Genomic DNA, 24,316 nt, shown 5'->3' with positions numbered 1-24,316 from the left:
ATTCATAGTGATTGCGCCGCTCTTTCAGCTCCGCCTTGCGTACCGTCAACCACAGTAGCGGCGTCGCCCGGCCATGCTCGGTAAGCAGCGACAGCATCAGGGTCGAGTGCCCGTAAGCATCGAAGTCGGTCCAGTCCATGGCGACGACGATCTCGGTGCGGCTACCGAGGCAATAGCCGGCCCAGTCGGCCATCAGCGCGTCGACATCGATCCCGTCATTCGATAGCATCCGGTCGACCTGCTTGATCGCGTGACGCGAGAGCCCTCCCTGGGCCAGGGCGAGACCGTGGCCAATCGCGCTCACCGCCAGCGACGACGCCTGCAGCGTGCCTACCGTAGCCTTCGCCAGCGAGGTCACCCGCTTCGCGTGCAGGTCCTCGCCAAAAAGGTCGTCGACAAAGGAATGGACCGCCTCAGCAGAAAACTCCGACTTCCCCCTCATCGTACTCTGCTCTCCGTTCGACACGGAAGTGCAGAATCATCTTTCCCGACCTACGTCATCTCAAAAATGAGGGGATGCCTGAGGTCGCGGATACGTATCGAACGCTTGTGTGCTCAGAAAGCCTCTCTGAACGCTGACACGGCAAAGCGCCTTGCTCGAGCCTTCAATACCACGCCAGAATTTTGGATGAGCCTTCAGGCTCATTACGATCTTCTGTCGGACGACGCCGAGGACATTCAAGACATCGAGGCATTGGTTGTAGGTATGACCTCACCGGGGTGATGAGTGGGCTCATGCTTCCTGCCGCATTCTTCCCAGGGTAGGTGAAATAGACCACTGATTGTTCTGTCTACCGAGCATTATCAGGGACGAGCCCCTCACCGGAATTGAGTCTCGCCTATTGCCCCGCAGATCGCGGGGCTGCGTCCTATAATTAAGATTTGCAAAAGGACGCTCCATACATGGCCAGCCCCGGATCTCCAGATACCGCCGCAGTACCAGGCAAACCCCGCGATCTTTCTTTGTTCGAGAAATCAGCTTACTCCGCGATTCTCTTGCTGCTCTACTATTTCTTTTTTGTTTGGTTGCCTGCAGCACTTCTGATCGCTGGAATTGAGGCTTCGACGGCTCGCGGCACCCCTACGCCCGAAAGTATCGTTATACCGATGCACGTGAAGGTTGCGTGGTGCTTCATGGCAGCCGTTCTGATCGCCGCTTCGTCGATATTTGGCGGCTTTCAAAAAGCCCTCATGTCTTTTTTCGGAAAATGGACGCTGATGATCTGGCTTTGCGCAACTGGGGCATTGTTCGCGTATGTGGCGGATGTCGGACGAGTTGCCGCAAGCTATATAAATGCCCAGCTGGACGATAACGGCTTTGTTTTGGGCTACTTTGCGACTTGGATTCTCGTCGTCGGGTATCTGACCAAACAGCCATGGGACATGGCGCGCGACAAGTGGGAAGCCGTCACCGCGGCAGAGATGCTTCTTCCTCCGCGTAAACGCCCTGACCCCGCGTCAGCATGAACGCGGCGAATTTTATCTATTAGGCCCCACCACGAGTCGATGAATTAGAATTCTTCAGCCATGCCTGAAAAGATGCTCGATTAAATCCAATCAAAGAGCGCTCAAGACCCGCTGCCGCAAGAAGCTGCGGGACCTTGGCCGGATAGACCTGAAGACATAGCGCAGCTTCGGCGACACTCATAAATCGCCGAGACATTTCCTCAACGTCGGCAACTGGCACTGTCCGAAGATTACCGCGTTCTGAAGGCCATTTATTTAATGCTTCTGAAGAATGGCGGCTATGAATCCCCAGGATCGTAGCCGCATCTTTCTTTGACATCATCGTCGCGAAATCGAAGTTGGCATACCGGTTACGGTCGAATTTCAGCGCCCGGAACCAAGCTTGGTCAGCTCGCTGGATTAGGATCCGTGCCACCAGCGGTTGCTTGCCGTTGATCAGACTGAAATGCCGATTCCCATTGATAAGGGCTTCGAAGGCTGGCCCCCAAGGCAGAAACCCCGGTACGCCATTATAAGCCGATGCTAGTGAAATCCATCCGTCGCCCTTGGGGACTGCTAAAGCCATAAGCTTTTCGTTAAGCGCGGCCAGCGAGCGACCATCGATTCGCTCAGTTCGCCTTTTGGATCCGCGAGCAACCGTTGAAACGGTGCTCAGCAACCCGAGACAACAAAGCTGCTCAACCGCATGATAGGTAATTCCCAACTGCGAAGCGGCGCGGTCAAGAACCGGGTCCTCTACCTGGCTTGCCCTGAAGGCTTCGACGGATTTCTGATCGATCAGCGGGATGACTGCATTATTATCGATGTGAAATACGGTCTTGAGCACGCCTTTCCGGCGCAACTCAGCGACCTCGTTTCTCATCATCCCACATGCGGATTGCGCTTGGCCATAGTCGAGCGCGAAAGCAGGCTTTTTCGAAAGGCGGTCGTGCATCTCGCTGATCACTTTGGACATGGCCGCTGGAACGCGCTGGGTTTTCGGTAATTTGAGGAAGCTTAGAGAGGCATTACCATTGCCATCACCAGCGCGGCCGTGCCGCTTGCCGAGACGTTCCGCGATGAAATCCTCAAAGGCAGCCGGCCATCCTACAAGAAGATCCCAACCCCTGGCCATTGCTTCGCAAACACGGAGTGGTTCAGCTGCCCTGTTTAAGATGCGGCGGATACCTTTGCTCCTGATCTCGGGGTCAACCACACCCGCGACAGCCACAAGCAATTCGTACGCCGTCCCGGCGTCAAGATGAGCCAAAGGGCCCGGAAGGCGCGATAGACTCGAGGCGCGCCGCTGGTGATCATGGTGAAGTAGGCCAGCGACAAAACTCAGACGGTCCCGAAGGTGCTCAGGAACGCTCGGCGTTGTAACCTCCGTCAGCGGCATCACGCATTTGTCGCAGAGGTCGAGGCCATGGGCATGATGCCAGCCTTGAACCGCATCGCAGATCCAGCATCTGTTTGTCAGCGTATCCCAATGCTCGTCGCAAAACGGCAACCCGTTGATTGCCCAGATCGCCCTGTGGAAAGCGGACGCTTCAAGCGCCCGCGGCGAGAAATACCGAAAACGCGTGTCGATCAATTCCCTGGCGATGGCCGCCCCGAAAAACAACCGTCGCCCCGAGCCCGCCACCAAAGGATAGGTGCGACTTTGAAGTTCGCCCAATTCGACCCTTAGGCAATTGGCAACGGCATCAAGTCCGTCCGCGCCGAGCGTCAGTTCGCGAATGTGACCATATTTTGCCGCCCCTAGGCTAGTGATGACCATAGTGGTGGGCAGGCCCTCCTCGGCCGCTCGTGCCAACAAGTAGCCGTCGAGCGATTCGCCCGGGGCCAAGGGGCGCCCCGGAGCCATCTGCCATTGATGGAGGCTGCGTAGTAAGTTGCTCACGTACGTCCTCTCTCAGGCGAACGGGTTGATTTCGACGTGGCCGGGGCCGACGCAGATTAGAGCGGTGGCGTGAAACAAGTCCTGCTCCTCGATGACCGCTGAGCCGCGCTGGATTGCGGAGAGCATCGCTGCACGTATGGTTTTCATGATGAGGCGAAGCGCGCCCCCGGAGGCGCGGCAGAGCCGATCCACAGTCTGCGGATCGTCGAGAGACGATCGGCCACGCAGCAGTCCTTTGGCCACCAATGTGGTGTCCAATTCTTCTAAAAAGTCCGCCAGGATTGAAAGATCGTCTTCCAGCAGGGGGTCGAGTGGTTCAAGATCGATATGGTCATCGAGGCGCTGCAAGACGTCGGGGCAGGAGCGCAGAACGACCTTTGCTTCGTCGCTTCCGCAGAACACAACTTCAGCGACACCGGCATCCATTATCCGTTCGCGGATAGCCCGGGCCATCGGTTTGCTCATCGTAGGGCGGCGACTCGCACGGTTGAATTCGTCGAAGACGACGACCTCGACCTTCTTGCGCGTCATCATCGTTATCGCTCGGGCCCACCTGGACTTCTCGCTGCCACTTGCTGGCTGTGGCGCACCGAGAGCAGCTAGGATCGAGGTAGGAAGGGATTCGACCGTCGCGATCTCGCTGGTTTCGACCAACAGGACAGGCGTGGTGTCGGGCTCCCCCCCATTCGCAACCCTATCTCTAAATGTCTGGACGGCGACAGTTTTTCCGGACCCGTATGGCGCGATAAGCATCGCCCCCCCGCAGCCAATACCCGGCTGCCGGTGCCGCGCTGCGGCCTGCAGGATCTCTAGACTATCCACCACGGCGTCCTGGGGCGCGAACGGAATACGGATGGCGTTGAAGGCCGCACCCGCTTTGCCCAGCGCTTGGGCAATTTGCGACGAGTTCATATTGGCAAAGTCAATCATATCAATTTCCTGGCGATCCGGGTTCACTGGCCGAGGCGGCGGCGGCGAGGTGCGGCAGTCTTGGAGGACGGCTCGAGCCCTAATTGCTTGGCAGCCGCTTCCTGAGCGACGGGCGACGCCCTACCAGCGCGGGCATTTCGCCGATCTGCGAGGTTTTGGTGAGTTTCGCGCTTGGAAGGAGCCGCTCGGGACGACAGGATTTCGAGATCGAGCGCCGTGGGTTCCGCCCGGTCAGTGGCCAGGAAGTCAAGCACCGTCACATTGTGTGAAGGGGCGGTGTGAAGGTGCACAATCTGACCAGTAATCTGACGCAACCTCGGGATCTCATAGAGCTTCGCGACCGTCTTGCGGGCACGGGCAGATTCGGCCGGATTGATGGCCTTGATCGCCGAGATCAGCTTCGCTCGGGTCGCAAGACGCTGTTCCTCAGTGTTGAACTCGCTTGCCGACTGCTTGGCATAATTGCGAACCTGCTCATGGAACGCCAAAGGCATACCCTCGGCGTAACGCTCTTCAGAACATTTGAGGGAAACCCACGTGCGAGACTTTCGATTGAAAACCCAAATGACGCTGATGTCGTTGGGATTATAGCGGTAGTCGACCGTCGCGGTAGCATCGTCGCGGCGTTGACGGCGTCCTTCGAGAGGTACGAGGTCGTCCAAGAGATTTCGAACCTCTCTCATATCGAAATAGCGCAAACAGTCGAACGCTTTGATGCCAGCAGGACCAAGCTGAGCCCCGGAGACAAACGCCATCGTGTCCCGCATGAACGCATCGAGATCGTTAAAATTGCTGATCCCATAGCGTTCCGCATCTTCTTTAAAGACGAGCGCGGGCTGGCGATTATTGAGACCGGTATGCGGGTGGGTATTGTATTCGGCTATGCACCAGTTTGCTATTGCCTCAAGCTCAGACATAATGACGCAAGCGTGCTCTTCACCTTTGTATTTGAGGCGGCGCGCATCCTTCAGCGAGAGAGTGTGCCCCGGCAGATTGGTGGCGATCAGCCGGTTTAGCGTGGCGATCGTACGCTCGCACACGGCGCGGTAGCGGGGCATACCGACGGGACAAAAACGAATGCTAAAGCCGGAACTTCGTGCCGCAGCTTCCATTGAATGGCTTCTGAATTCGACCGCATTATCGACGATCAGCTCCATCGGCTTACCGCGGAGATCCGCCAAAATCGGATACATTTCCTCGAAATGTGTGGGTACGCGCTTTGGAAGGACCATCCGGCGCAGGATCTCGCCAACTGTCCAGTGAGAGGGATCCACGAAGGAAATCACGTAAGCAACGATGGCGCGGCTGTAGACATCGATCGCAATGCTCAACCAGGCCCGGCCTAAGACCATTTGCATTTCGTCGTCGACGGTGAAAAGATCTAACTTGGTGTGATCGACCTGCACATATTGCATCGCAAAATCAGCCACTAGCGGTGCACCGCCACCGGACCAGTCTTGTTCGTATGCCTCATCGCCAAATTTAGCTTTGGTCGTGATGCTGCTTTCGAGCGCGTAGATCCGACGTCGTAACGTGCGGCAGTCCACGGGTTTGAACGGTGTCTCTGGTTTTTCAAAACCGTGCAGCTTGCCTTCGTTGCAAAGTGCAACATCGGCCGTATAATTCGTATATGCGTCCTTGATTGTCCCGGAGGAGGCATAATATTCAAGGGCATGCTTCCACTCAAGCTGAGCCATGACCTCTGGGCTACGAGATTTGCGCGGCGCCCGACCTCGCATACTGACCATCTGCTTAGGATGCCGCGTACCGACATGCCCCCGCTCACGCCTCCAGCGGCGGATGGTGCGGGGCTTTTCGGCCTCCCCCAGACTCTCGATCAGATCCGGCGTCCAGCTTTCTGCAAGGAAGCGCTCGATGGCTTTATCACCGTTTTTCACACCGCCATCGTCTAACATTTGGACGATCTTCAGCTTACGCTGGACCTCGTCGTCGATGGCCTCAGCCTGTTTGATTGTCCACTGCGCATGATCGTTCATCATCCGAACGCGGTCTTTGGCGACTGCATTCACCAACTTAACGTGGCCGTCCCGTAGCAGCCGGCTAAAATCCTCATCCGTGGGTAAGCGCGGGTTTCCGTCCGGTCCCTCGCAGCGAAACGGCTCGCCGGTGCTGATGTGTATCCACATGTGGCTTCCAATCTGATAGCCCATGGGCCGATAGAGCCCTGACGCCGTCTCGATCATGGTGCCTGGGTCAAAGTTGTTCATTGCCATTGGTCGTTCCTTAAAAATCGGCATGCGTCCGCAATCGCCCTCGGCGTCGCGCAGCTTGGTTTCTGCTCAGTCGTGGTCTCGGAAACGGATTGAGGGTTCAGCCGACCGAGCGAGTTTCAGGCTCGTCCACGGTCGCTTCGGAGGCGTTGGCAATCACGAGATCCGTGCGGAACTGCTGATAAGCATCGTCCAGGCTGAGCTCTCCAGCAGCAAATGCTAGCGCATGGCGCCATGCCGACTCCGCTGGACCGGCTAATGCCGCAGCTACCTGGACAGCGTCACCGTCTTGGGCGTGAGCTGGTCCAAGCTTATCGAATTCGATGAACTTCAAGCTCTCGCTCGCCAGGCTCGACACCGGCGTGGTACCCGACCGCATCAGACCAAATCGCTTACGGTGGGCCCAGGCGATACGGGAGGGTGTGTCGTATTTGCTGTTCGCTGGTCGGCGATGGCGCACGGGTTCGTGCGCCATGCTGGATTGAGTGGCTTTGCCAAGAGGCGTCGTGTGCAGCTTATTCATATGTTTCTCTAAATTTGGACGCACGACGGCTTCCGCCGGCCGCTGAATGCGTCCTCGGTGTTCGGGAGCGGACCCGAATTGATGACGGCAAGGGCCGCCGCTAAATTGTCATTGAGATCGCCGCAGAGACCTTCAGGTCAGGCGTCTGACACGCTTGCCGGCAAAGCGGCGGGTCGCCGGTTTATGTTCCACGCGGCGCAAAACGACAGTCTTCACTGCCTGGAACTCGCCCATGAGAGTTTGAGTCTGGAAACGTGAGGCAAGCGCCTCGTCAAATGCCTGCCCGCCGCGTACGTCCAGTCGACGGCGAATGCGCTTTTCGGCGATCAGGCGCTCAAGACTCTTCTGAGTAAGAGCAACCCCGGCGAAATCGCGCAGCCGCCGACCATTGTGCGCATCGACGATGTTCACCGCGCCTCCGAGGTCGGGAAGGCGAACGAAGCGCCGGCCGTCCGCCTCATAAACGACCGGTGCCAACACCGCCATTTCGACTGCCAGGTACGGTGCTCGTACAGCGCAGCCGATTGGCTTTGTCGATCGGTACGAAGTCCCCGGAGTAAAGGGGCGATGAGGCCCTCGATGGGGTAATGGTAATGTGTGTCGCAGGTACATAAGCGATCTCCAATCGCGCTTCAGAAAATGGTGACCGGCGTTTCGCTCGTGATTGGACGAGCGATATCCATCTTAATCCGGCGACGGACGGTGAGCGCCCGCACGAGATTTTCGCCCGTGATGTTGGAAGCCGGATCGAGAGCCTCAGCCACTGCACCGAAGGTGGAGTTTACCCCGCCCTTCATCGCAAGGTTTTCGAGGCGATCGATGTGAATCGGGTCGATGTGGCAAAAGGCACGCGAAGCGAAGAGCTCAGCGTTTTTGCGGTGATGCCGGTCAACAAAAATCTCGTCTCTGAACACGATCTCAAAGCCGATTCCGCAGCGACGCAGAACCTCCGCGGTGGCGGCAAGCTTTGCTCGGTATGCGGGATCGTGCAGATCGCGTTCGTCTCGCTTGACCTCGACAACTATCCAGCTTCCGTCCTCCAGAACGAGGACAACATCACCGGTGTAATCGAAATGGTTTATGCCATCGGTGGTCACGACGCGGATGCATTCCGTGCCAAAGCGCACGAACCTAAAGTCTGACTCAGTGCGAATAACGAGGGATCGCTGTGCCTTGCCCTGCCAATGGATCAGGCCGTGCGCCTTGAAGGAATTGAGCCAGCCATTCTCGTGGGGAAGGTTACCGGCAAAAGTTCGCAAGGCGCCCGTGAAAATGGTGCCCATTTTGATGAGCTTGTCGACCTTCGGATCCGCTTCCTCGACCAATTTACGCACCCGGACGGGGTCAGCCATGATCGAGCCATCGAAGTAGGCATCAAGCTTTGGATCAAGCGCTGCAAGCTGCGACGTCGAGACGCGGCGCTCGCCACCAGCAGCTAAGCTTATGTGCTCTGATAGGGCTTTAGTAGGTTTTGCACGTCTGAAATCCATCGAATTCATTCCTCATAAACATCGCCAGACTGGAGAGTGAGGAACAGTCCGGGCTCCGATCTCCACCTCTTGCGACTTAATATGGCCGCAAAATTCGGGTTGGCAAGCAATGTCTGATGAGGTGGACAATTTATTTTTCAGCGGTGGCGGCGCCCTTAAAGCTCGGCTAACGTCAGCGCATGACGCGCGCGTACGAAAAGCAGGAAGGCTCCGGCCTCGAGGTTGAGGATCTTGATTCCAAAATCGTCGAATTATGGCCGGAACCGATGCCGGAAGGCGAAAGGACCCTTTGGGACCGACTGTCCGCAGACCGTAAGGAGCAAGCAATTCGTCGCTTGAGCGCGATTAATGAACGCGGCTCAGCGAAGAATGGTGTCGACGGAAAAAAGATGTCGGCGGTACAGGCAGCTGCTGCAGCGGACGTCGCCAAAAAGACCTTTTACGGCATAGAGAAACGGTGGCGAGAACAGCGAAGCTTGCGTAGCCTCGGCGTTAATATTGCCGATGACAACCACGATGCGGTGATTGCGGCTTCAGTTGCCCGTTATGAATTGGAGAGCACCATTGAGGATCTGCTCCGTCAAAACCCGAGGTTTGATGCAGCAGAGATTTATGAGGAGCTCAAAGGATTCGGCTTCGATCCTATGCCTTCGACGGGCACTGTCGCGCGAGCGCTCCGCAAAGTCCGGCGAAATTTTCCTGCTCCCGGTGTGTTTGGACAATGTGTCGTTTTCGACAGTGCCGGGCTCGACCTTGTCGATGAGCGGGGGCAGCGTTTACGCGTGTGCGCTGCGATCGATGACGGGACGGGCTTATTCTTGGGTTGGGATATCTCGCCAGATAGTCAGATCATGGCCGGCTATGGGAATGCCGCTGCACATGCATCGTCCGGGGCAGCCGCGCGCCTAGGTTTCGGGGCTTTGGCCGATAAGAGCGGTCTGCAGAGCATGGATTTTTCTGGAGGGGTCGCCGCATTCAGCTGCGTGGAAGAGATCGTGCTTCGTCAGCCAGCAGACGAAAGTCGCAACCCGCTACCGTCGTGGCCTGTCGGTTCGATCAACCTGCACGAAAAGCTAAGCAGGCGGCTTGGAAACCGTATAATCGATTTGCTGGGTGAGCGTGTTGGCGGCGTGTGGATGGGCTCCGGTACACGCGCACCAGGTTTCGGCTATCGCACCGGCCGACAGGTGCGATTGCCCGTGATCAACCCAGTGTTCCTTCAGGACATCGCGAAGGATATCCGAACCTATAACAGGCAGAAACTATCAGCGTTGCGATCTATCGCTACAGCCAAAGTTCCTGACGAAACCTTGGCGGCGATCGGCTCTTCCCTGGATGCGCTCGCCAAGGCCATTCAACCCGAAACTTAGCAAATGACGAGTTTCGATACCCGCGACCTCCTGCCTAGGCGGCCTTTTGGAATTCCAGGTCAGGGGTCATGATTTTGGCAAGCGAGTGCAGGAACTCCGTTCGCTTTTGATCTGTAACGATCGTGAATCGCGGCATTTCACGGCCCTTGTTGTGGATTGCTACGGCATCATCAACCGCTGCTTTTGCCTGTTGCAATGACAATGGTTGGTCTGCTGAAATCACTCCTTGGAAGAAGCCCTTTCGAGGGGCGGTGGTTCGGCCAGGGGCGTATCGGATGTTGCCGAGGGCCACGCCACATATTCTCCGTAGAATGCTTCCCGGCTTCAGCAGCCGTCCCTCTTCCGCAACCTGCAAATGCGTGCTTGCTGCTGTTCGAAGTTCATTCCAGGCAGCACTCTTGGCTGTTCCAAACTGCACAGGCAGAACTTCTGTGTCGTTCGCGGGGAGCTTGGTTTGGGCGCCGACGAGTTCGGTCAGCATTTTGGCGGAGGTGGCGGCTGTCGGCGGGCTCAATGATAGGAAGCACGCGAGAATGCGCCCGCTCGGTCGAGCGATCGCTACGCTGACGACAGGTATCTGCGGCCCGTCGGGGGCTTCTACTGCCATCGCCAAAGCACAGTGGTCGATAGCAATCATAGGCGGCGAGGTGTCTTGGTTTGCCGCGCGTAGTTCGACCAGCCGGCGATACGTAGTGCTTCGAACGAGGGGCTTTAGGCCGGCGACTTTGCAAGCCTCATCGATGGCTCGGACTAATTGGCTTGGGGCCAAGTCTGCGCCTAATCTCGTTACCGTTTCCAAGATCACGTCTTCAACGGCCGGGTCGATGAGCGGGATACGCCGGCCTGGTCGGTTCACCGGGGTTCTAGCTCCCGGCAGAGTGGCCGGGTCACGATGAAGTAGCCATTTGCGGACCAAGGTCCGGAATGCGTGTGCGGAGAGGTTCAACTCCGCTCCAAACTTTTCGTAGTCCGCTACCTTCGGCTTGGGAATGTGAAGGAAATCGCGAATGACCTCGATTCGGCGTTTGATAAGATCACGACGGACGACATCGACTCCGACAAAACTTGGGTTTTCCGTTGCGAGGATGGCAGCTTCGCGATTCAGGGTCTTAGCCTGGGTGCGGCTGCCGAACAGGGCGGCGGGATTTTGATGAGCTCGCCATGACTGGGCAAGCCGATAAAGAGTATCGCAGCTAAGCCCCAATTCCGCCGCGAAAGCCTTATCGTCAACCAAAGATGGTTTCTTGAGGGCTACGTATCGTGTGACGATCTCCGCCCTGCGTGCTGCTTCATGTGCATTGCCTACCGGCGTAAGCATCGGCGTGGGAAAGCGCATTTTCTTCTCCGTAACTGCATACACAGTCCGGAAAATCAAATCCGTCAGGCGATTTAACGGATCGCTCGGCGCTCCGCCGCGGCCGATCAAGCGTCGAGCGAGTACGAGGTCCTGCCTGGCTTCGCTTACGTGACCTTCCAAGGCTGATGAGATCGCTTCTCCAGCGCCCTAGTCAGATAGTCTGGCTGATGCTCGTCCATCGCTGCTTCCCCCAAAATGGACCGCGCCGGCTCCGACAAAGCCTTCCATGACGCCCGCCGCGTTCACCACATCATCGCCAACCCGTCCGATCGGGCAAGCCGTGATGCCCAGCGCCGTGGCAACCAAGCACATCGTCGCCACCAGCGCGCCAGCATCTCGCCATAGGATGCTACCGGCATTGTCGTAGCAGGCGTCAAGCAGAGCCCGATCAGCTGCAAACTGGATGGTTGTTCCTTGGACATGGCCTAAGATTGTGGAGATGCTCTTGCGATTCACCGCTACGGCCGCCGACCCGGCGGGCATCAGTCCATGCTGCTGGTCATCATAGAGACCGGCAATGCCATCCTCCAGGGGCAGGACGAGCAACTTGATGGGGTGAAGCCCGCCCCCCGATGGCGAGTTCCTGCTCTCGGCCGGCAGACCAAACCGCCCCTGCGTCCGGCTGCGTAATGCGGTCGAATGCCACAAGAGGGCAGAGAGATCTTCGATCCCCAGCGAACCGCCGACGCCGGACCGTCGGGATCCCAAAACTTCGAAGAAGCCGATATCTGGCGTCCGCACGTCGCGGGGAAGAAGTTGAACTGGTCCCGGCTCGATTGAGCGCCGGCTGGGATTCCCGTCAAAACGGGGTGCCGGCTCTAGATCAGTATGGCTCGCCATACAGGTCTCTCATAACCTCGTAGTGCTTAACGCACCCACGACAGCCGCCGCACGCCAATGGCCCCGTATGGCACGAATGCGCCCAGCCAATGATTTCGCGGGGTGCACCGGAATGCTGAACCAGCTCGACCGTCGACATGCCGACCGCCGGCGCCGTCACACGTATCGCGCCTTCCTGCATTGCCATGAGAGAATCGACCTGCGCGTAGAACTCTGGCCTTCCATCGGCGTGAGACCCGTCCGAGGCCACTGATCCAAGCATTAGCTCGTCGACGCCGATCGCCGTCGCTCGCATGCCAGCCAGCGTCAACAGTAATTGATTTCGAAACGGCCACCATTCCGGAACTGGTGCATGGATTGATGCTGGCTGAGAGGCCATGTCGCCGGATCCCAACGAACTGCAATCAACGCGGATGATCTCGTGCCTGACACAAAGCAAACCGGCGACGTGGGCAGCGGCGGCGAGCTCGGTCTCAGCGGCACGCTGACCATAGTCGATGGTGATCGCATAATCAGGCCGCTGCCAATATGTCAGCGCAATCGAATCCACACCGCCCGAGAGCAGTACCGCTCTCACCGCAGGGCCCATACAGCGTGGTAGATTGCGGACACCAGGTCACCGACGATCCGACATCCGCTGCCCGCAGGCATCTTCACATCCTCCGGTCGCATGTTCTGCGCCAAGCCCACAACCGGAATACCTCGGGCGACCGCATAGCCGATCTCAAAGATCGTACCTGCGTCCGCGCCGTTGAGGATAGCCAGTACGGCCTGGCATTCGTCGAGCCCTTGCAGATCCAAGGGAGCAACAACTTCGCCAGGCCCTTCGCCGACATCGTGGAGCGGAGAAAAGACCGAAACGTTCATTGCGAGCAACTGATTGCGGACCTCCTCCACGACCCAGCGCTCCGCAAGGTTGAAGAACGGTGCGGCGATATAGATCTTGCCTGTGCCCGGAACGACGCGTTCTGCCGCCATCTCCATCAGGGCGTCTGCTGACGGGATGGGCAGTCCATGCGTGTTCACATAATGGCTTGTCGCACGCGAAGCCAAGTCAGCTGCGTCCGCAGGAGAGCGCTGCTCTAGAGCCCAGAACTGCGTGAAAGCCGCAGAAAAGACATCACCCGAGCCAATCTTAAACACGGTCTCGCTGCGGTAGGCAGGCACCTGCCAATGGCCATCGCGCGTGGCGACAAGCGCGCCATGGCCGCCCATTTTGAGAACTACGACGTCCGCTTCGTCCCGCTCGAGCAAAGCGGCGGCACCCTCACGAGGGTCAGCCATGCCGGAGAACTGGCGCGCCTCCTGGCGGTTCAGGATAACAGCAAGCTTATCTGCGCGTGATCCATTCTCTGAAAACGGACGCGGGTCAAACGCTGACTGCGGATCGTAGACCGCAACCTTGGCGGACACCTTCGCGTCGCCTTCCAGCATACCGAAGCGCAGCACCACATCGTCGCTGACCTCGAAGGCCGGATGGCGTAGAATCGCGTCCGGTCTCGGCGTGATCTTGGGCGTGGCCAGTGAGTGGAAGTAGTCGAAGGCGATCTCTCGATCCGCCATTGGTCCATCGACGAGGATGCCGTAAGCCGATTTCAAACTGGCTTCTGCATCAGCGAGGCTGGTGTTGCGATAGGTGTGAAGTTTGATGCCCGGAACGGCGCCGCTCAAGGCAGCAGCAGCTCTCCCGCCGGAGCCATAGGCATCATCCCACCGCGGCTCAATGCACCGCTCAACGTAAAGCCCGCCGGCGACCGAGATCACGCAGGCTCGATCCGAACCTCAACGGCGCCGCCCCGGATGGACAACACCACAGCCAAATACGCACGACCCTGATCGATGCACCCAATGATGCGCACGTGCCCGCGATGGGTAAGCGCACCGACCCTCTGGCCGCTTGGTCCCAAGACTTCCACGACGGGATTCGGACCTGAGCGGTTCAGGTTGACCGTCAGTATGTCGCCTACCTTCAACGTTCCGACCGCGCCCGGCTGAAGGCTGTTCAATGCTGCCGTTTCGACAATATCGCAAGGGTCTGGCGCGCCGCCGCCTCCACCTCCGCCGGAACCTGTGCCTGGCTTGCTTGGAGTTACCCTAGCAGGAGTTGCAGAATACCCATCGTCACGCGAACCGCCACTTCCTGACACGAGACCTCCGATCGAACATCAACGTCCGATCGGAGCTATATCAATACCGGCTGACGAATGTCGACCGCCTTCGACGTCCTATTATTCTGATTACGCGCGTCTTTTACATTTAGCTTGGCAACAATGTCTTGCGGAAGCTGGCGCATGGTCATCCAAATGACAGAATCCAATACGGACGCACGGGCGCCAACCGCCTTTGCGAAGGCGAGATAGGCCGCTTCCATCTGTGCGTAGTGGCGTTCGACCCGCCAGGCTGCATCGAAAAGTCCAAGGGAATGGCAGGCGCGGATGATGTGGATATCGAGGATCGACACCTCATCGCTATCACGCCAGTTTCGCACGATCCATGATGCGGTCTTGGGTCCGATCCCCGATAGGCCGACCAGCGCATCACGCAGGTCGCGATCACCTGCGTCCGTATCTATATCTGCCAAGCCCGCCACGCATAGCGCAACATGGCGAGCCTTCTGACGCGCGAAACGATAGCGCACGGAGCGGCCCTTAACCTCCAGTGGGGTGGTCAGCATCTCGAGCACGGAATGCTCATCTTCCAAGACATCTGCCGGAGCAGCCCGAAGACGATCATAAGCAGCCAAGCCAACTTCTGCCGGTATCCCATAGCCACCGAGCAGACACGCTAGCATTTCCTCGCGCAGGGTGCGGCCCAACCGATAATGGTCCGGTTCTTCGGTTTCCCACATCCATGTCTGGGCTGTCCAATAGGCCGGAGTGCCGATCTCCTCGGCTCGGCCCCATCGCAGCTGATGTCCGAAGACGCGCGTCGTTTCGGCAGGAAGCGTCAGTTCGACCAACTCGCCGTCGCGATACGAGAAAACCTGTTGCATTGACGCGCGTTTCGATGAATGCATATATGCATATTATGATGCATTTCATTCTTGCGCAATGGCTGAAGTGATCCATGAGATCGAACGAATCCGGCTTGCTGCACGGATCTCGCAGGCTGAAATCAGCCTGACGCTCGGCGTGACGCAGGGCCACTACAGCAAGGTGATCAACGGAAAAGCCGAGCTTTCATCGAAGCTGCAGGAACGAATGCAGATCTGGATCAGCGCTCAGGCCGACGCTGGGCAGGAGACGGCGACCGCCCGGCGCATAAAGCAGCTTGCTGTATCGATCCGCCAACAATGCATCGAACTTATGCATTTGGCCGGGCTACCAAGCGAGGTGATCGACGGGTCCACCGGTCCGTAGATATCGAGAGGGGTACGCCGTGACGCACAAAGACTTGCCCGCCCCTCGGACGAAGCGCTCGTTCGCGAGCCCAGTGGCAAAGACGGCTTCCTGCGGGAGCCGACATACGAATCGCTCTCGGTCCCATAGCATGAGCTATAATTGCAGTTTTGCCGCGATGGGTGGACGAGATCGCCCAAGCCATTATGGAGTTCAAGCAGGAAGGCGGGACGATACGGCCAATTCTTCCGATGGTTCGGCTCCAGTCCGTGAAGGATTTTCGTAAAGTCATGACTACCGCGCATGATGTCGCACTCAGCGTAGAGGCGTTAATCAAAAGAAATGGCCTTAATCCTAGTGTCGCAGTCATCAATATGGACTGTATTAAGATCAATTTCTATTGCATGGCTGGAATGCCGACGCCTTGGCTAACTGGGCCAATTCAAGCCGCTGGCTGGTTTGTCTCAATGGACAATTCATCCCCCACAAAAATTTCCTGGACACTCGAGCCGCTCAATCAGGCCCGCGTCAAGACTCCCCAATTACTTTATCATGCAACACTTTCCACCAATCTTGCGTCCATCCGCGCCTCGGGTATCCTCCCGCAGCCGAAGTCAAGGACTTGGACCAAACGGTGCTACCCAACGCCGCGCTCATTTTATGCTACGTCGAAATGGAATGCATTCGTCTACATCGCGAGTCACCTGAAGCAAAAGTCGGTCATCAGTGACCTCCCATCGATAGCCGGCAAAGAACTGGCGACATGGTCGTTGCTCGCCGTCTCGGACCTTGGTCATCACCAATTCCATGCAGATGCGGTCATGCAGGGAGCACTTTGGACCGCCGCGGTAGTGCCGCCATCATCACTTTCTCGTGTGGTAGGCTGGCGTGCGGAGTTCAAGCGTGCTGTCAAGTGGGGCAACAACGTCCTAACACCCCTCTAAGCGAGACTCAAAAAGGTCTCCGATCCCGCCAGCTTTTCGAGTACCCATCCGGCGTGTCCCGCCTTGTCGATGAGCTGAGGGACGGGTCTTAAGTGAGCTCGTAAGAGTGCGCTTTGGAGCGGTCGATATGGCAGATCACAGTTTTTACCGGGCCGGAGCGGCGCCGCCGTTGGAGCGACGAGGAGCGGCTAGAGATCCTAAACGAGGCGTTCGCTCCCGGCGCTTGCGTTGCCGAGGTTTGCCGGCGGTACGATATCTCGTCAGCGCTGATCTATACTTGGCGGCGGAAGCTGCGCGAGATGCAGGCTGAGCCGCTGGACGATGATTTGCCAGCTCCCGATTTCGCCGCGGCCGTGATGACCGAGGATGCCGAGGGCGCGCATGCTGGTGGGCAGCCGGCGATCGTCATCGACCTCGCGCGCAGCAAGCGGATCAGCATCTTTGCCTCCGCATCGCCGGCGCTGGTGGCCTCAGCGTTGAAGGCGCTGCGATGATAATCAGAATGTAAGACACAGCTTATCTTCGCCAGCAGGCTTAGATGTCCGCGATATCGGCGCATCACATAAAAAGGCGATAGGGGTAGACGTTCCGCGGAAGATCAGGAACGTTAGCGATCGTACGTGCGAGCCTTTGCGAATATCGGATGCTCACTGGCACGGGATCATATAGCGCGTCATTGTTCCAATCCATTTTCGTCAGCGCTAGTGCCTCGTGGGCGATCACCTCGAGCGGTCCCTGTCCAGCATGCCGGATAAGCTGCAATGGCCGCGGAATGCTCTTCTTGCCCTGATAGTAGTTCCCGTTAGTGGATACGTCCGGTGCGTTGCCGGCAACCCAAACCAATGCAGAGTTTCCTGACCTCGTCACCATAGTTCCTCGCGGAACTGGATATCCAGAAGCTTTGCTCTTGGGTTCAGGAATACCGGAATCGATAAGCCAGACACCACGCCAGCATGACGCCGAGCTGACTTCGATACATTCGATCTCCGCTACACCAGATAATGCGTCGAACGCACCCTCTATTTCGCTTTCTTTAAATGCTGTTGTCTTGTGGATCACCATCCGCTTGGGCAAGTAGCCCCCATTACGCCCCTGATAAAGGGATAGGCTTCGCGCTAGGACGGCTCGCATATCATCTCGGCTCAAAAAGGGATTCCGGCGCGCCTCTACGACATCAGCAACGGGATCCTGTGCTTCGAAAGCAACGAATTGCATTCCGCCCCCGTCCATATCGAAAACTTGCGAGCAGCAAGTGACATAGTGCGCGTCACGTTGACCACCTCGAAGGGCATAAGCAAGTCCAATGTAAGCAGTGTCGGCCGGAATTCCTTGCAACGGCGCCAGCTTCCACGGCGTCCCAGCCGCCTTAACATAAAGCGCGGTGGCCAGTCGCCACGCGAGTGAGGCCTTGTGCTTAAACGTAAATGCTCGATCGTTTAAAACCTGCGTGGGTATATTGTATTTTGCGCCAAGTGCTTTCAGCACGTCATGGGCATCAAAAAATTCCCCGCGGGTGGCAGCGTTCCAGCTATCTGGGAAATGAACAAGTGCGACGTCAAACTTGTCCCGAACCAAAGCAAGTCTACGAAGTGCAGCCTCCATTGCGTTAAACAGCCGCACCTGGAGATCACCCTCTCCCCGCAAATCATCTAATCGTTCGGGCCATTTTATGTGAGCCTCTCTTGGCGCCGAACCAAGCGCTACCCGAAAGATTTGCTCAAATCCTGGATAGTGCGGCACATACTCTGCCCGGTCAGAAGGCCGATGTGGCTCGCGCAGAAGCCGCATCAAATCGCCCCGTGTCTTGAATGCGCTTTGAGGGCCGATTGTGGCGATGCGCACTTGCGAGGTGAACCCTTTAAACGACTCTTGCGAGTAGGGGCCGTGGTTCACAAGCCCGCGAAGGGGATGAATATCGACGTTTGACGCATTTGACGGCGAAAACGTGAGGTAAGGCTCTTCCAGTAGGCTAAACGGAGCCAGCTTGGTTAGTTTTCCGGACCTCGCCATCAAGCGGTCCTGTCAAAATATGGATGATGGTGCCCGGGGCGGCTCCAACCAGTGAACGTCGAAACGGCAAACTTCGCATCAATACCCGTCAGACCCTCCAGCCCACAGGCTAATCGAATCCCGTCGGCGCCACGCCCTGTCAAAAGCTCAGCCCAAGCATCAATGATCGCTGCCCAGCTTTTATTGTATCGCCGGGCCCAGCGTTCCCGGCGCCAATCGCCGACCGGATCCCCTCCCCTATCATGCCGTTTGCCAATGGAATCATTGTTAGATTCGTCGGTCGGTCTATCCACGGCATTACTTGCGCCAGCCTCTCTAGGTATGCGCACAAAGGTGAAAGGTTCAAAGCCGCACCACCATCGGCCATCCACATGATCCAATTTCAGAAAAATTCCTTCTTGAAACTGATAACCGTGTTTGGGAACCACGCCGGTTAGGGGGCCACCGTAAGCGCGCTTGAGGTTTCCTAGAATTTCAGAATCCCTGCGACCGCGCTCAGGGGTATCATGTGTTCGCGGCGGAGCGACAAGGATGGAGTGGCCCGACCTCGTATAACGTGGAAACAGGGGTAAGCGACGCGTAAATGCCGCGACTAAGGCATCATACAACAGACCTGTAGCCCAACTGTCAGCCACCGGATCCAAAGGGATTTCGCCATCCAACCGAGCGCCTAGTGGAGCCAAAGCATCTAGGATCTCGCGATCGTTCCCGAAAATAGCTACTTCGCTACCTAGGCATGCAGCGTTCGCGCGGACTTTCTCCTGCTTTAGCATTTCTCGCACCACCGATGTCGTCGAGGGCTGGCTAAGTTTCAAACGTCGAGCAGCCACGGGCAAACTCTCCACGAGAAGTGATGAGTACCGCAGGACCGGAAATGCCCGGGCGTCGACCTTCGGCATCTGAACTGGGACAAGGCGAGATGCCTGTCGGCCATCCATAACCCACTCTTGCAATGGCTTTGGAATCTCAGTCGTGTTGAGCAAAATTGCCGCAAGCTCATCGAACGTAGCACACTCTACAACCGCAACATCGACCCCGGCAAAAGAAGCCTTTTCTAAAAAGATTTTGACTGCTGGAAGCAGTTTATCGGCAGATGACGTAACCCAATATAGACCATTCGGAAATGGCGATGGCTTTTCTAAGACATCACCCAAAGCCTGCATGATCGATTCATCACGGCCACTATAGCCGACAAAAATCATCCCGAAGCGTTGTGCGGCTTCTACCAGAACATGCCGCATTCGAGCGTCTTGTTCCTCCAACTCTGAACCCGTATTCTTGATTGCGACTGATTGATAATCACCATGCAGCTTTGCAACCAAGGGCCAATCGGATTCATTCAAACAGCGCAATGCCCGCTCTGCGGAATCGATCGCCGCTACGGTCGGCCGGTTCTGGTCCGAGACGGCCAGCCTCGTATTTGCCAGGCCAGCGGCTTCTTCAATCAATGGATCAAAGTTCGTGGTGAAGATGCAATCCGATTTCCCAGCTGCAATCAGACTCCCTAGGACCTTTTGACCGAAGCAAGGAGTACCCTTTGAGATTGCATCGTCGATGTACTGCCGCCGGTGCCGGGCTTGAGGGTGCACGGCTTCAAACGATTTGGCATACTCTAAAGGATCGCCATCTGGCGGCAAAATAGATGACTGACGAAAGAATGAATCAATCCTCTCGATCCATACCGCATCGGCAGTATCAATCTCGCGCTTCGACATATTCATTTCACGGCAGAAAATTGTGGCCTTGAAATCTCGTATCATGGCGTAGCCAGTCGGAATCCCAGAGGCAGCGGAAGCACCAGCGCCCAGAAACCACGACACGAGATTTGGTCGAAGGTCGAACGCAGTTGCAAACTGCGCCGCAGACATCGTTGGAACCAGGCTGATAGTCTTGATCCTAAAATGGAAATCGCCAGGCTAGAGTATTTGACTGCTTCCGCGCCCTGTAAAGACTGTGCCCTTGATTTGCACAATCTTGTTGTCCGTTGCCCCATACGTGAACAGTTTATCGGTCCGCCGCTGCGCGAGCATTTATCAAGACGCTCAATCTCTGCATGCAGGAGGTGTATGCATTTTATTGACATGACGTATCCGCGCGCTGAGAGGCGACTTCTGCAGCGGCGCTAGTTCTACCATCGTCGCAGATCGACAGGATGGCCCTTACTGCACGATCCGCCGTTCGCACTCGAATTGCTGAACTGCTCACGCTGGCCGCAAGCTGCCTCAGCCTCGAGCGCGTAGATATGGGCCTTTGCGGCCGAGCAGCGGCTTCCGATCACACTCGACATTCGCGATCCGTAGCGCCCGACATCGTTAGACGGACGAGCTAGGCCCAGTACGGCTCAAACGCCCGCTCACTCACATCTCATCCACCCGCCCGCCGCTAGGCATCTGCAAGCGAATGTCCGGATCCCGGAGGATCTGCGCTGCGAAACTCATGACTGTTCTAAAAGGCGGCCTTCCTCATATCTTTACATGGGGCTGCCGGCGGGAGAAAAGCCAGATTGTTCTTTCTGCGTTCGCGAGGCATGAGGAGCTACCTCTGCTGATCGCCGCTAGCGTTTTCAGCGAGAGTGATCAGCGCCGGGCAGCAGAACTCGACGCTGCAGATTGGAGCGACAGAAGGGTCAGCATGTCGAAGATTCATCGCGTAGTCATTCCCGTGGACAGCCATGATCCGACCGCCTGGGATCTGGCGGTGACCTATGCGGACAAGATTTGCGAGGTCGGTGGTGACAAGGTCCGAAACGTGGTCCTGCTCATTCACACGAAGGCGCAGCTCAAGCATACCGACCTAGCAAGGTTCGTCGGGGACGCCCAAAGCAAGCGGCTCGACAAGGGAGAAGCGCTTAACATGCCGTCCAGCGCAAAGCTCAAATGTGAGACGCTGCGAACCGTCGGGACGATGCTCCCGCCGACGACCGTGGTGATTGCCTATTGGGCGGACATGGAGATGATGGACAAGATCGACGGCCTTCGCAATGTGGCCGGAGTGGTCGCAGTCCCCGAATTTCCTGACAACGTGAAAGACTGGGAAACTCGCTGGGGGCCAATTATTCACGGCAAGGAGAAGGCGGTTGAAACCTCACTTATCGCCGATCCGATCATTGAGAAAGCGATGCGGAGCCTGGACGTGATGGTGAACAGGTCCACGGGGATCGGGCATCCGCGTGACAAGCAATCGGCTAACGAGGTTTTCCGCATCCTGCGCAACAAAGGCCACCTCCTCGATCCGAATGCGATCAAGTCATGGGCAATTAGGGCGGGATGGGCGCCAAGGGGCGCCACAGACTTGGCTGCCCTTGCGAGTAAGATCGCTGGATTGAAAGCAAAGCCTTCACTCTCGGCGATATACGGTGCGGAAGACCGCTACGCGCGATGGAAAGCGGAATCTTAGTCTCAAGTGCTGGAGCAAGGGTTCACACGTTGAGCCTTGTACAGATTCGCCCGACCCGATCGGTGTCGGCGGCGTCGAGCAATGTCGCGCCCGAAAAGCGGTGAAACCGCAAAATCGCTTCGGTGTTCGCGCCCGACAGATCCATTCCGCGAACGTTTCCTTTTTCCTACCCACTCGATCCGCACCGGCGGGCCCTCACCTAAACAGGATCTTCGTTAGCTCACGTTACGAACCGGCGACGTGGCGGTGGAGGCGGCAATCGCGCCTTGCGTGCAGCTTCCTGCGCTTTCCAGGTGAGATAGTCTTCCTCACTGTCGAAATCAGGCGAGAGATCGCTGAAGTCAGTCAGCGTGTCGCAGCTCAGGCAATGATACATCTGGGAGGCGTCCTGGAACGCCATGCCGCACAGGCACCCGCAAAAGGGACAGCATTCGTCGATCTCAAGATCGGCCCAGATCCAAACCCCGAGATATTCGGCCACAGCATCGCTGTCGCGCCCGGTGATCTCGAATGCATCGGCGTTTTTCGCGACGAACCCCTCGATCCCTGCGGCCTGCAAGTCGCTGAGAATGTCGGCAGGCTGGAGGGCGAACCACTCGCCGCCGACGTTCGCGCCCGCATATTTGCGGTGAAGCGCCTTCTCCGTCCGGGCATCGTCCGCCGCTTCGATCCAGCCGACCAGCACGAGCTGCTTGGGGTTGCCGGTCTGGAGCTGACCGAGCCGCCGCCTGATGTCAGTCGCACGACCGATTTTCATCAACCACTGACCGCGCTCTTCCTGGTGGATGAAATAGACCGCCATCAGCCTTTCAATATGTCTGTGGAGAAGCCGGACTTTCGGCTTGCCGACCGCGCATAATAACCGATCTCGACGTCGAAGAGCATCGCGACTTTCTTCAGGTTCGTGGCAAGTGTCGCGCGCGACATTGCGCGGGCATCGTGCTCAAACATCAGATGATAGAGCGCCGGCCAGAATACCGCGGCTTCGGCGAAACCGATGTCCTGGCGCGGGCCGACTACCGAATAGCAGCCGGTGGCGGGGATGATATCCGCGGCCATTTTCTTGTGAACGATGCTGCATGCCGACAGAAATAGCCGCCGGTCGGCGAAGCGCTTGCCGAGCATCTCGCCAAGCTCAAAGTTGCTCACCTCGTCTCGATTGGTGGTCGCGAGCCCCTCGCGATCGGCATGCGCCGAAATGTGCAGATAGCGGAAGTCCGAGCGCAGGAATGCCTTAATTGCTTTCTCGAACGCGTCGCGGGTGCGCACATATTGGTAAGCCGGCTGCTTGCCGTGCAGCCGCGCGACATGGCTGATCACCTGCCCTTCGAACCGCCCGTTGCCCTCGTCATTGGGCGACAAGGATTCGATGATGAAGATATCCGCTTTGGTCGACATCGTTTCTCCTCAGGATCGGAGTGATCCGTAGGCAGCTTCATATCAGAAGCAGGCGTTCGCGGTAGCTGATGGAACGACCGGTCCTGGTCGCGTCTCCATCGCTCGGGCAGCGCTCGGCCGTCGACACTCGAGACCATGTGGACGGTTACATGAGGCCTCACAGCGCGCAGGCATCATTTTTACGGCGATTAGCCTGAACGCAGACATCGCGATATCTTGGAAAGCATGTCATGCATTCGACTTAGCCGAATGCCGATTAGCCAATTAGATGCGATTGTCTTGATGGACTTCTGAGACTTTCTCAGCAATCTGCCGGAAACCAAATTGCCGCCATGTTTAGCGGCGGTGCCTAGTTGCGATGACGTAGAGCATCGAAAATCGCCAATTCCTTGGTACTCGCACGGGACATTACTGAAATTTCCTCGCAAGCGGACCACGATAATATCGTTTAATACACAATCTGCTGCGCCCAAGTAGCAGCTTGGTTGGCGCACTGATTGCTAGCCCAGGATTTTGCCGCGAACCACCTACGCCTATAAGTGCTGATGTGTGCTCAGCTTAACCGCCGTCGAGGCAAAGCCTGGCACAAAATGCGCGCCTTGCGTCTGCGCTTGAGCCATTTACCGGAGCCGATAACGTGAATTATCAAAACGGCGATCATGACTGACAGCTACGATCCATTCAAAAATGCGAAGCCAGGACGCCCAAAATGGAACCTTAAAAAGCTTCAACCTGAAGAGCCGGTGCCGACATCGGCGGAACTCGGTCAGCGTTTTCTGGCGCTGCGGAAAGCGCAGGGCCTTGCTGAAACTGACGTTGTCGCTCGTGTAGATCATGAGTGGCTGGAAATTGAGCGCTTCGAAAGCTGTGGTGAGGCTTCAGCCGAGCTTTTGCTCACCTTAGTTCGGGAGTTCTCAAGCTCGGCAAACCTGAAAGACGCCTTCAAGGCACCGCGATTTCGGACAATTGACGAAATTGTGGCATGGAATGCACGCCAGCGTGAGGAGGGCTGAAGAGAGGCAGGCGATCGCCTCACCGTCCGACGTTAGAAGCCTGGATTGAGTTCTGCATCGAGGTAGCGGCGTACGACGAACAGATCCGAGACTCTGCCAGCGGTCATTCGCTCTAATGCGCTACCGC

General features: G+C 57.3%; 23 protein-coding genes and 1 pseudogene. 7 read left to right on the top strand and 17 right to left on the bottom strand.

Annotated features, from left to right (window positions below; translation table 11 throughout):
• Window positions 1-442: pseudogene (locus V7066_RS27180) on the bottom strand (IS4-like element ISAs18 family transposase); the annotation flags it as partial.
• A 461-nt stretch (window positions 443-903) separates the two neighbouring features.
• On the opposite strand from V7066_RS27180, the gene V7066_RS27175 reads away from it, so the two are divergent.
• Window positions 904-1,467 carry a hypothetical protein gene (locus V7066_RS27175; protein WP_334186050.1) on the top strand — a complete coding sequence of 188 codons (564 nt, stop codon included), beginning with the start codon at window positions 904-906 and terminating at the stop codon, window positions 1,465-1,467.
• A gap of 19 nt (window positions 1,468-1,486) precedes the next feature.
• On the opposite strand, the gene V7066_RS27170 is transcribed toward V7066_RS27175, so the two are convergent.
• The 6 genes from V7066_RS27170 to V7066_RS27145 form a co-directional block, all read right to left on the bottom strand.
• Window positions 1,487-3,349: a hypothetical protein gene (locus V7066_RS27170; RefSeq protein ID WP_334186049.1), complete on the bottom strand. Its 1,863-nt coding sequence runs from the start codon at window positions 3,347-3,349 to the stop codon at window positions 1,487-1,489.
• A gap of 12 nt (window positions 3,350-3,361) precedes the next feature.
• On the bottom strand, window positions 3,362-4,279 hold the full coding sequence (locus V7066_RS27165) for a TniB family NTP-binding protein (protein ID WP_334186048.1): 918 nt from the start codon (window positions 4,277-4,279) through the stop codon (window positions 3,362-3,364).
• A 23-nt stretch (window positions 4,280-4,302) separates the two neighbouring features.
• Complete coding sequence (locus V7066_RS27160) at window positions 4,303-6,513, bottom strand: transposase family protein (RefSeq protein WP_334186047.1); 2,211 nt, start codon at window positions 6,511-6,513, stop codon at window positions 4,303-4,305.
• A gap of 97 nt (window positions 6,514-6,610) precedes the next feature.
• Window positions 6,611-7,033 carry a hypothetical protein gene (locus V7066_RS27155; protein ID WP_334186046.1) on the bottom strand — a complete coding sequence of 141 codons (423 nt, stop codon included), beginning with the start codon at window positions 7,031-7,033 and terminating at the stop codon, window positions 6,611-6,613.
• Between the two features lie 132 nt (window positions 7,034-7,165).
• Complete coding sequence (locus V7066_RS27150; protein WP_334186045.1) at window positions 7,166-7,519, bottom strand: hypothetical protein; 354 nt, start codon at window positions 7,517-7,519, stop codon at window positions 7,166-7,168.
• 146 nt (window positions 7,520-7,665) lie between these two features.
• On the bottom strand, window positions 7,666-8,523 hold the full coding sequence (locus tag V7066_RS27145; protein WP_334186044.1) for a hypothetical protein: 858 nt from the start codon (window positions 8,521-8,523) through the stop codon (window positions 7,666-7,668).
• Window positions 8,524-8,702: 179 nt separating this feature from the next.
• On the opposite strand from V7066_RS27145, the gene V7066_RS27140 reads away from it, so the two are divergent.
• Entirely contained in the window at window positions 8,703-9,893 is a 1,191-nt protein-coding gene (locus tag V7066_RS27140; RefSeq protein WP_334186043.1) for a hypothetical protein, read from the top strand.
• A 34-nt stretch (window positions 9,894-9,927) separates the two neighbouring features.
• Here the strand turns inward: V7066_RS27140 and V7066_RS27135 are convergent, their stop codons facing one another.
• The 5 genes from V7066_RS27135 to V7066_RS27115 all read right to left on the bottom strand — a co-directional run bounded on the left by V7066_RS27135 (window position 9,928) and on the right by V7066_RS27115 (window position 15,082).
• Window positions 9,928-11,229, bottom strand: a complete 1,302-nt coding sequence (locus tag V7066_RS27135) for a hypothetical protein (RefSeq protein WP_334186042.1) — start codon at window positions 11,227-11,229, stop codon at window positions 9,928-9,930.
• Between the two features lie 168 nt (window positions 11,230-11,397).
• Complete coding sequence (locus V7066_RS27130; RefSeq protein ID WP_334186041.1) at window positions 11,398-12,090, bottom strand: nitroreductase family protein; 693 nt, start codon at window positions 12,088-12,090, stop codon at window positions 11,398-11,400.
• Complete coding sequence (locus V7066_RS27125; protein ID WP_334186040.1) at window positions 12,074-12,667, bottom strand: 7-cyano-7-deazaguanine synthase; 594 nt, start codon at window positions 12,665-12,667, stop codon at window positions 12,074-12,076. Before V7066_RS27125 ends, V7066_RS27130 begins: the two co-directional genes overlap by 17 nt.
• The gene (locus V7066_RS27120; protein WP_334186039.1) at window positions 12,664-13,854 is read right to left on the bottom strand and encodes a PfkB family carbohydrate kinase; all 1,191 of its coding nucleotides are present in this window, start codon (window positions 13,852-13,854) and stop codon (window positions 12,664-12,666) included. The genes V7066_RS27125 and V7066_RS27120 overlap by 4 nt, the downstream gene beginning before the upstream one ends.
• Before the next feature lie 418 nt (window positions 13,855-14,272).
• Window positions 14,273-15,082: an 8-oxoguanine DNA glycosylase gene (locus V7066_RS27115; RefSeq protein WP_334186038.1), complete on the bottom strand. Its 810-nt coding sequence runs from the start codon at window positions 15,080-15,082 to the stop codon at window positions 14,273-14,275.
• A gap of 58 nt (window positions 15,083-15,140) precedes the next feature.
• Here V7066_RS27115 and V7066_RS27110 point away from each other — a divergent pair, with 58 nt between their 5' ends.
• The 3 genes from V7066_RS27110 to tnpA all read left to right on the top strand — a co-directional run bounded on the left by V7066_RS27110 (window position 15,141) and on the right by tnpA (window position 16,866).
• Entirely contained in the window at window positions 15,141-15,449 is a 309-nt protein-coding gene (locus V7066_RS27110) for a helix-turn-helix domain-containing protein (RefSeq protein WP_334186037.1), read from the top strand.
• 161 nt (window positions 15,450-15,610) lie between these two features.
• Complete coding sequence (locus tag V7066_RS27105; RefSeq protein ID WP_334186036.1) at window positions 15,611-16,372, top strand: hypothetical protein; 762 nt, start codon at window positions 15,611-15,613, stop codon at window positions 16,370-16,372.
• 113 nt (window positions 16,373-16,485) lie between these two features.
• Window positions 16,486-16,866, top strand: a complete 381-nt coding sequence (gene tnpA, locus V7066_RS27100; protein ID WP_334186035.1) for an IS66-like element accessory protein TnpA — start codon at window positions 16,486-16,488, stop codon at window positions 16,864-16,866.
• Window positions 16,867-16,930: 64 nt separating this feature from the next.
• Here the strand turns inward: tnpA and V7066_RS27095 are convergent, their stop codons facing one another.
• Together V7066_RS27095 and V7066_RS27090 are read right to left on the bottom strand one after the other, a co-directional pair.
• Window positions 16,931-18,382: an argonaute/piwi family protein gene (locus tag V7066_RS27095; protein WP_334186034.1), complete on the bottom strand. Its 1,452-nt coding sequence runs from the start codon at window positions 18,380-18,382 to the stop codon at window positions 16,931-16,933.
• The gene (locus V7066_RS27090) at window positions 18,382-20,142 is read right to left on the bottom strand and encodes an SIR2 family protein (RefSeq protein ID WP_334186033.1); all 1,761 of its coding nucleotides are present in this window, start codon (window positions 20,140-20,142) and stop codon (window positions 18,382-18,384) included. Before V7066_RS27090 ends, V7066_RS27095 begins: the two co-directional genes overlap by 1 nt.
• Before the next feature lie 676 nt (window positions 20,143-20,818).
• Between V7066_RS27090 and V7066_RS27085 the strand changes: the two genes are divergently transcribed.
• The gene (locus V7066_RS27085) at window positions 20,819-21,778 is read left to right on the top strand and encodes a hypothetical protein (protein ID WP_334186032.1); all 960 of its coding nucleotides are present in this window, start codon (window positions 20,819-20,821) and stop codon (window positions 21,776-21,778) included.
• Between the two features lie 22 nt (window positions 21,779-21,800).
• Here the strand turns inward: V7066_RS27085 and V7066_RS27080 are convergent, their stop codons facing one another.
• From V7066_RS27080 to V7066_RS27070, 3 genes are all read right to left on the bottom strand, one after another.
• On the bottom strand, window positions 21,801-21,923 hold the full coding sequence (locus V7066_RS27080) for a hypothetical protein (RefSeq protein WP_334186031.1): 123 nt from the start codon (window positions 21,921-21,923) through the stop codon (window positions 21,801-21,803).
• A 75-nt stretch (window positions 21,924-21,998) separates the two neighbouring features.
• Window positions 21,999-22,580: a GIY-YIG nuclease family protein gene (locus tag V7066_RS27075; RefSeq protein WP_334186030.1), complete on the bottom strand. Its 582-nt coding sequence runs from the start codon at window positions 22,578-22,580 to the stop codon at window positions 21,999-22,001.
• Window positions 22,580-23,176 (bottom strand): hypothetical protein, encoded by a 597-nt coding sequence (locus V7066_RS27070; RefSeq protein WP_334186029.1) that lies wholly within the window; start codon window positions 23,174-23,176, stop codon window positions 22,580-22,582. Before V7066_RS27070 ends, V7066_RS27075 begins: the two co-directional genes overlap by 1 nt.
• 659 nt (window positions 23,177-23,835) lie before the next feature.
• On the opposite strand from V7066_RS27070, the gene V7066_RS27065 reads away from it, so the two are divergent.
• Entirely contained in the window at window positions 23,836-24,189 is a 354-nt protein-coding gene (locus V7066_RS27065) for a hypothetical protein (RefSeq protein WP_334186028.1), read from the top strand.
• The last annotated feature ends 127 nt before the right edge of the window (window positions 24,190-24,316 follow it).

Origin of the sequence: Novosphingobium sp. (assembly GCF_036820275.1) — a bacterium.
In the GTDB taxonomy this organism is placed as follows: domain Bacteria; phylum Pseudomonadota; class Alphaproteobacteria; order Sphingomonadales; family Sphingomonadaceae; genus Novosphingobium.
Note: the sequence above shows the minus strand (reverse complement) of the source record. Positions and strands in the feature narration are given on the sequence as shown.

Coding starts and splice junctions, on each gene's coding strand:
- V7066_RS27090 (WP_334186033.1), bottom strand. CDS start 20,142: ATGATACGAGATTTCAAGGCCACAATTTTCTGCCGTGAAATGAATATG.
- V7066_RS27175 (WP_334186050.1), top strand. CDS start 904: ATGGCCAGCCCCGGATCTCCAGATACCGCCGCAGTACCAGGCAAACCC.
- V7066_RS27145 (WP_334186044.1), bottom strand. CDS start 8,523: ATGGATTTCAGACGTGCAAAACCTACTAAAGCCCTATCAGAGCACATA.
- V7066_RS27150 (WP_334186045.1), bottom strand. CDS start 7,519: ATGGCGGTGTTGGCACCGGTCGTTTATGAGGCGGACGGCCGGCGCTTC.
- V7066_RS27165 (WP_334186048.1), bottom strand. CDS start 4,279: ATGATTGACTTTGCCAATATGAACTCGTCGCAAATTGCCCAAGCGCTG.
- V7066_RS27085 (WP_334186032.1), top strand. CDS start 20,819: ATGACTGTTCTAAAAGGCGGCCTTCCTCATATCTTTACATGGGGCTGC.
- V7066_RS27080 (WP_334186031.1), bottom strand. CDS start 21,923: ATGGATCTGTCGGGCGCGAACACCGAAGCGATTTTGCGGTTTCACCGC.
- V7066_RS27075 (WP_334186030.1), bottom strand. CDS start 22,580: ATGGCGGTCTATTTCATCCACCAGGAAGAGCGCGGTCAGTGGTTGATG.
- V7066_RS27160 (WP_334186047.1), bottom strand. CDS start 6,513: ATGGCAATGAACAACTTTGACCCAGGCACCATGATCGAGACGGCGTCA.
- V7066_RS27110 (WP_334186037.1), top strand. CDS start 15,141: ATGGCTGAAGTGATCCATGAGATCGAACGAATCCGGCTTGCTGCACGG.
- V7066_RS27155 (WP_334186046.1), bottom strand. CDS start 7,033: ATGAATAAGCTGCACACGACGCCTCTTGGCAAAGCCACTCAATCCAGC.
- V7066_RS27065 (WP_334186028.1), top strand. CDS start 23,836: ATGACTGACAGCTACGATCCATTCAAAAATGCGAAGCCAGGACGCCCA.
- V7066_RS27070 (WP_334186029.1), bottom strand. CDS start 23,176: ATGTCGACCAAAGCGGATATCTTCATCATCGAATCCTTGTCGCCCAAT.
- V7066_RS27095 (WP_334186034.1), bottom strand. CDS start 18,382: ATGGCGAGGTCCGGAAAACTAACCAAGCTGGCTCCGTTTAGCCTACTG.
- V7066_RS27130 (WP_334186041.1), bottom strand. CDS start 12,090: ATGGCGAGCCATACTGATCTAGAGCCGGCACCCCGTTTTGACGGGAAT.
- V7066_RS27140 (WP_334186043.1), top strand. CDS start 8,703: ATGACGCGCGCGTACGAAAAGCAGGAAGGCTCCGGCCTCGAGGTTGAG.
- V7066_RS27115 (WP_334186038.1), bottom strand. CDS start 15,082: ATGCAACAGGTTTTCTCGTATCGCGACGGCGAGTTGGTCGAACTGACG.
- V7066_RS27135 (WP_334186042.1), bottom strand. CDS start 11,229: ATGCGCTTTCCCACGCCGATGCTTACGCCGGTAGGCAATGCACATGAA.